The 6,126-nt window shown below is 72.6% G+C and carries 6 protein-coding genes; 4 read left to right on the plus strand and 2 right to left on the minus strand.

Annotation, left to right across the window (positions count from 1 at the left end; genetic code table 11):
- Positions 1-1,049, minus strand: a 1,049-nt coding sequence (locus D471_RS0105340) for an MFS transporter (RefSeq protein WP_017597674.1), incomplete at its 3' end; no start/stop codon positions are given.
- A gap of 69 nt (positions 1,050-1,118) precedes the next feature.
- On the opposite strand from D471_RS0105340, the gene D471_RS0105345 reads away from it, so the two are divergent.
- Positions 1,119-2,051 carry a LysR family transcriptional regulator gene (locus D471_RS0105345; protein WP_017597675.1) on the plus strand — a complete coding sequence of 311 codons (933 nt, stop codon included), beginning with the start codon at positions 1,119-1,121 and terminating at the stop codon, positions 2,049-2,051.
- Between the two features lie 82 nt (positions 2,052-2,133).
- A complete protein-coding gene (locus D471_RS33115) occupies positions 2,134-2,436 on the plus strand; it encodes an SDR family oxidoreductase (RefSeq protein ID WP_017597676.1) in 303 nt (100 codons plus the stop codon).
- 58 nt (positions 2,437-2,494) lie between these two features.
- On the opposite strand, the gene D471_RS0105355 is transcribed toward D471_RS33115, so the two are convergent.
- Entirely contained in the window at positions 2,495-2,950 is a 456-nt protein-coding gene (locus tag D471_RS0105355; protein ID WP_017597677.1) for a cupredoxin domain-containing protein, read from the minus strand.
- Positions 2,951-3,425: 475 nt separating this feature from the next.
- On the opposite strand from D471_RS0105355, the gene D471_RS33120 reads away from it, so the two are divergent.
- Complete coding sequence (locus D471_RS33120) at positions 3,426-4,112, plus strand: GntR family transcriptional regulator (protein WP_040688453.1); 687 nt, start codon at positions 3,426-3,428, stop codon at positions 4,110-4,112.
- A 151-nt stretch (positions 4,113-4,263) separates the two neighbouring features.
- On the plus strand, positions 4,264-5,208 hold the full coding sequence (locus tag D471_RS0105365; RefSeq protein ID WP_017597679.1) for a sucrase ferredoxin: 945 nt from the start codon (positions 4,264-4,266) through the stop codon (positions 5,206-5,208).
- The last annotated feature ends 918 nt before the right edge of the window (positions 5,209-6,126 follow it).

Consider the following 6,126-nt stretch of genomic DNA (forward strand, 5'->3'; position numbering starts at 1 on the left):
GCCACGGCGCGCCGCCCCACCCAGGCCGACGCGCCGGCGTGCGCGGCGAAGAACGCGAAGGTCAGCACCAGCAGGGCCGCCACCAGACCGACCAGGGACGTGGTCACCAGTGCGGCCAGCCCCGCCGCCATCAGGGCGGTCGCCGACACCAGCACCGCGTAGCCGCCAAAGCGCGCGGTCACCGCACCGGCCGCCGCCGAACCGAGCATCCCGGCCGTGTAGGCGAGGAACAGCAGGGAGGCCGTGGACTGGGACAGGGCGAAGGGTTCTTGCACGAGCCGGAACCCGAGCAGGTTGTACACGGTCATGAACGCGCCCATGAGCAACAGCGCCTGGGCGTACAGGGCGGGCAGCCCGCGTGTGGTCAGCGCCGCGCGGAGCCGCCCGCGGGGTCGCGGCCCCGAGGAGGGGACACGTGCGCGACCGGTCGGGCTCCCCCTCCGCCCGCGCGGCAGGACCAGGACGAACACGGCCAGCGCGATCGCGCCCAGCAGCGTGTTGGCGGCGATCCCCCACTGCCAGCCGCCCAGGTCGGCGGCGAACCCGGCCAGGAGGCGCCCGCCCATCCCTCCCAGGGGGTTGCCCGCGATGTACAGCCCGGTGGCGCGCGGGGCGTCGGCGGGGTGGATCTCCTCGGCGAGGTAGGCGATGGCGGCCGCGGGCACTCCGCCCAGGGCCGCCCCCTGGAGGGCGCGCACGACCAACAGCAGGGACAGGTCGGCGGCGAAGGGCGCCAGGGCGCCCAGGAGGGTGGCCGTCACCAGGGAGAGGGTGATGACGCGGGCCCGGCCGATCCGGTCGGCGGCGCCGCTCCAGACCAGGCTGAACCCGGCCAGCCCGCCGGTGGCCAGGGAGGCGGTCAGCGCCGCCTGGGCGGCGGAGGCCTCGAAGCCCTCGGCGATGGCGGGCAGGATCGGTTGGACCGACCAGAGCTGGGCGAAGGTGGCCACGGCGGCGGCGACCATGGCGACGACGGTACGACGGTAGGCGCGGGTGCCCGCGCGCGGACGGGTGTCGTGGACGGGCGCGGAGCCGCTGGTCGGGGACATGCTCCCACGCTAGGAAGCGGCGTTTCATACGTCCAATGCATGTTTTGTGGTTGTTCCATACTGATATGTATGGATACCTCGGAAGCCCTGGTCCAGGTGTTGGCGCCCCGGCTGCGCATGGTCGCGGCGGTGGCCGAGACCGAGCACGTCACACAAGCCGCCGAAGCGCTGGACACGCCCCAACCGACGTTGAGCCGTGCCCTGGCCCGGCTCCAGGAGGAGTTGGGCATGGCCCTGGTGGAGCGTACGGGGCGCGGGGTGCGGTTGACGCGGGCCGGCCGTCTGCTGTTGCCGCACGTGCGGCGGGCCCTGGAGGACCTCCGGGCGGGGTTGGCCGAGCTGACCGACGCCGAGGAGGGCCGGGTGGCGCTGACCTTCCTGCCGACACTGGGGGTGGAGGTCGTTCCGGCGCTGCTGCGAGGGTTCCGGGCGCTGCATCCGGGGGTGCGGTTCACGCTCACGCAGGAGGCGTGGGCGGAGTCGCTGCGGAGGGTGTCCTCGGGCGGCGCTGACTTGGCGCTGACCTCCCCCCTGCCGTCGCGTCCGGGGTTGGCGTCGGCGACGCTGCACACCCAGGAGCTCCGGTTGGTGGTGCCCGAGGGACACACGCTGGCCGCGGTCGTGGGCGGAGTTCGGGTGTCGGAGGCGGCCGGTGACGAGTTCATCCTGCTCAAGCCGGGGCGCGGGGTACGGCACCTGACCGACCGGTTGTGTGATCGGGCGGGCTTGACCCCCGGGGTGGCCTTCGAGGCCGACGACATCGCGACGGCTCGGGGGCTGGTCGCGGCGGGGTTGGGGGTGTCGGTGCTGCCCGCACGCCCCCGGGGCCCGCTGGGCGGGACGGTGGAGTTGGCGCTGCGGGGGGCGGACGCCACCCGGCCGATCGGGGTGGTCTGGCCGGAGGAGGGGTCCGGAGGCGGGTACGAGCCTCCGGCGGTGGCGCTGTTTCGCGACCACGTGCGCCGGGTGGGTCCGGTCCTCATCCCCGACCTGACGGGCTGAGCGGGCCGGTCTCCGAGCGGCCGGAGGACCCGTACGGCCAGAAAACCGTCGCGGACCGGGGTGGGCGGATGGACTGGCCCTATTGGGTGACCACACTGTCGGGAACCTGCCCTACGGAGCGAGCAAGGGCGCGCTGGACCGCATCACCCCGGCCGCCGCCCGGGAGTTGGCGCACCTGGGGGTGAGCGCGAACGTGATCGACCCCGGCCCGGTCGAGACCGGGTGGATGGACGGGGAGACCCGGGCGGCGTGCGTGGGGCGGACGCCGTTGGGGCGTCTGGGCACCCCGGCCGACACAGCGGATCTGCTGGAGTTCCCGTGTTCGGCGCGGGGAGGGTGGATCGACGGGCAGTCGCCGCACAGCGACGGCGGGTTCTCCGCCTGAGGCGCGCGCCGGCGAACGCCCCTCCGAGGCCCGGGTGCGTTCGCCGGCCTCCGGGGGGCTACTCCACGGTGACGGTGGCCTCCATGCCCATCGCGCGGTGGCCGCCCACCGAACAGTAGAAGGTGTACGTGCCCGGATCCAGGGTGACGGTGGCGCTCTGGCTGGCGCCCGCGTCGATCACGGGGATGACCTGCTCGTCGCCCAGTTCCTCGACAACGAGGTCGTGCCGGGCCTGGCCGACGTTCTCGAAGTCGATCCGGATCGTGCCCGCGGGCAGGGTCTCGGGGATGCCGTCGAAGGACATCTCCTGAGCCGTGACGGCGATCGTCTCCACGGCGTCTTCCTCCTGCGCGGTGTCCTCGGCGCCCGTGTCCTCGGCGCCGGTGGGGTCGGACGCGCTCTCCTCGGATGCCACCTCCTCGGGGGCGGAGGTGTCGGTGCCGTCGTCGGAGGCGCAGGCGCTCAGGCCGATGACTCCGACCGCGGCCAGCGCGATGAGGCTGAGGCGTTTCATGTCATGTCTCCTTGGAGGGGTGGCGGTGTGGCTCATGGGTCACCGGGGGCAGAGGCGAAGTCAGATGGTCGCAGCATGCTACGGGATGCTCACACGAGCAGCACGCTAGCGAAAATACTTCTCGGTAAACAAATGAATCCTCACCCTTCACACGGCGATTGCCTTTACGTCGTAGATCTCAGTTGCCGGACGAAGACCCCGAGCGACACCGAAGGGAAACGGAGGGCGTGGCGCCGCGGGGGCGGGTCCGCCGTCCGGGCCAGGACGGGACCCGGACCCCACACACGCGCCCCCGCGACGGTGCCCCATCCTGAGGAGCGAAGATCACGATGTCAACATCCAGACAGTTCACCGCCCCCTGGGGTGTGGACCCGCCCCGGAACCACTGCGGGACGGAGACCCACATGACTCTCCATCCCAGCGGTGAACGCCGTACACTTTTCCCCGGCACGAAGACGGCTCCGGGGGTGGCGGCATGCGCAGGGCACGACGGCGCGGTTTGGCCCACGAGGCGGCCGACCGCGTCCGCGAGGCCATTCTCGAGGGGCGGGTGCCTCCGGGATCGGCCCTGCGTGAGGTGGAACTGGCCGCCTCCCTGGAGGTCAGCCGGGGATCGGTCCGCGAGGGACTGGCCATCCTCGAGCGCGAGGGCCTGGTGCGCAGCGAGTGGCACCGCGGCACCCGCGTCATCGAGTTGACCACGGACGACGTCAACGAGGTCTACGCGGTCCGCGCCGCGCTGGAACGCCTGGCCACGACACTGGCCGCCCGGCGGATGACGCCCGAGCGCACCGCCGAACTGCACACCCTGGTGGACGCCATGGAGCAGGCGCTGTGCGTGGACGCGGACGGACCCACCCTGCTCGCGCTCGACCTGGCCTTCCATGACCGGATCTACGACACGGCCGCCAACAGTCGCCTGACCACCTCCTGGCGCGGCCTGCGTTCACAGGTGCACCTGTTCCAGGCCGCCCGCACCCGACTGGACCGCGAGCGCTACCGGAGCACGGTCGTCGCCGAGCACCGTGCGCTGATCCGGCACCTGAGCGGCGGCGCCACCGACGTGCTCGCCCAGGCCGCCGAGGAGCACGTCGACTCGGCGCGGAGGGCGCTGTTGGACGTACTGCCAGGTGTGGCGCCCACCGAGGGCGCCCCCGGGTGACACCGGACCGGACACCCCGGCCGACTACTACACCAATCAGTCTGGATAGGCTAACCTAACCTTCACACCCAAGGTTTGGGGCGTGTGATCACGTCTCGACCCGTGTGTCCGTACGCCCGTCGCCATCCCAGACTCGATTGGAACGAAGACCGTGCGTCTACCCACCGCCCCGGACGGTCGCCGCGGCTGCTCGGCCCTGGCACGCTACACCGGTGAGCAGATCGCCGGAACGGCGGGCACCACCGGCGGTTGGCTGCTGGTCGAGCATTCCGGACCATGGCGCCACCCCGCGTTCTCCAGCCCGGGCCTGGACAAGACCGTCGTCTCCCGCCTCGCCGAGCGTATCGTCGGCCGCGACATCAAGCCCCAGCTCATCAAGCGCCCCGGCGAGGGCAAGCGCGCGGGCGGGGACGAGGGTCCGCGCCGCGCCTACTACGTCCACACCAGCAGGACCACCCCCTGGGCCCGCATGGTGGAGTTCGAGGACCTGGCCGAGCTGCTGGAGTACGACGTCACCGCCGTGGAGAAGCCCGAACCGCCGGAGTTCGGCGTCCCGGTGGAGCACAGTCTGTACCTGGTGTGCACGCACGCCAAGAAGGACCCGTGCTGCGCCGTGCTGGGGCGTCCCGTCGCGGCGGCCCTGGCCGGGGGGCGGGCCGAGGTCTGGGAGACCACCCACGTGGGCGGTGACCGCTTCGCCGCCAACCTGGTGGCCCTGCCCCAGGGTTTCTACTTCGGCCGTCTGGACCCTGAGTCGGCCGTGCGCACGGTGACCGCCTTCGAAGACGGTGACGTGCTCCCCGAGAACTACCGCGGACGGTGCACCGACTCCTCCGCCGCCCAGGCCGCCGACGCCGCGCTGCGCTCCAGGCTCGGCACGGTGGGCGTGAACGCGTTGACCCTGCTCGACGAGGACCGCGGGGACGACGGCGTGCGGGTCACCCTGGGCCACGACGGCGGCGTGTACACGGTGTCGGTGACCGTCGAGGAGGGGCCGGAGTGCCCGACGACGTGCTCGGCCCTGTCCCCCAGCCGCCCCGTCCACCACCGCGTCACGGAGATCGCCGAGGGCCGCGTCGGCGCCTCGTTCTCCTAGCGGATCCGAGGCGGCGGACCCGGGCCTCTTCCCCGGTCCGGGTCCTCACGTCACACGGGGAGGGGGAGGGACCGCGCGGCCCCTCCCCCTCCCCCGGTTCGTCCGGCGTCCCGGCCCCGGGCTCAGCCCCAGAAGCCGAAGCTGTACAGCAGCCCGTTGGTGGCCGCGACGGCCGAGAGCGCGAGCACCGAACCGGTGACGAACGAGGTGCGCAGCGAGCGGACCAGGTACTCCGCGGACACCAGGTTGTTGAACAGGAAGTACCCGAGCATGGTCGCGTGCCAGAACCCGTCCATGCTCAGCGGTTCGAACGCGTAGGGCACGCCCGTCCACACCCCGGCCTCGGTGGTGAACCACGACCACGCCAGCGCCGCGCCGTAGCCGACCGGGATCTGCACGAGCGGCAGGATGAGCAGCGGGATCAGCTTGACGAAGCCCCACACACCCGGCTGGTTGGCGGTACGCGCCTCGGCCTGGGCCCGCTGGGCGGCCTGCCGCTCGGCGTGCACGCGCTCGCGGTGGGCGTGCTCGGCCTCCTGTTGGCGGTGCGCCTCCTGCTGGCGGCGCTGGTGTTCCTCGTACTGGCGGCGCTGTTCCTGCTGGCGGTACTGCTCCTGTTGGCGGTACTGCTCCTGCTGGCGCTGGCGTTCCTGTTCGGCCAGCTGGCTTTCCCGCCCAGCCCGTTCCCGGGCCTGCTGGTGGTGCTGGGTGTCGGCGGCGGGGCGTCGGCTTCCGTACAGGTCCGCGTAGGGGTCCTCGGCGCCGGGAGCATCCTGCCGGTACTGNNGCGGGCGGCATGTGCCGGGTGGGCTGATACCCCTGCTGTCCGTATACGGCTGTGGCCCCGTTCCCGGGGGGCGGTGCCGTGGACGGGGCGATCCGGGTGGCCTGGTCGTCGCCGAGGGCGCCCGTGGCGGG

Origin of the sequence: Nocardiopsis lucentensis DSM 44048, assembly GCF_000341125.1 — a bacterium.
In the GTDB taxonomy this organism is placed as follows: Bacteria; Actinomycetota; Actinomycetes; order Streptosporangiales; family Streptosporangiaceae; genus Nocardiopsis; species Nocardiopsis lucentensis.

Coding starts and splice junctions, on each gene's coding strand:
- D471_RS33120 (WP_040688453.1), top strand. CDS start 3,426: ATGCGCAGGGCACGACGGCGCGGTTTGGCCCACGAGGCGGCCGACCGC.
- D471_RS0105355 (WP_017597677.1), bottom strand. CDS start 2,950: ATGAAACGCCTCAGCCTCATCGCGCTGGCCGCGGTCGGAGTCATCGGC.
- D471_RS0105345 (WP_017597675.1), top strand. CDS start 1,119: ATGGATACCTCGGAAGCCCTGGTCCAGGTGTTGGCGCCCCGGCTGCGC.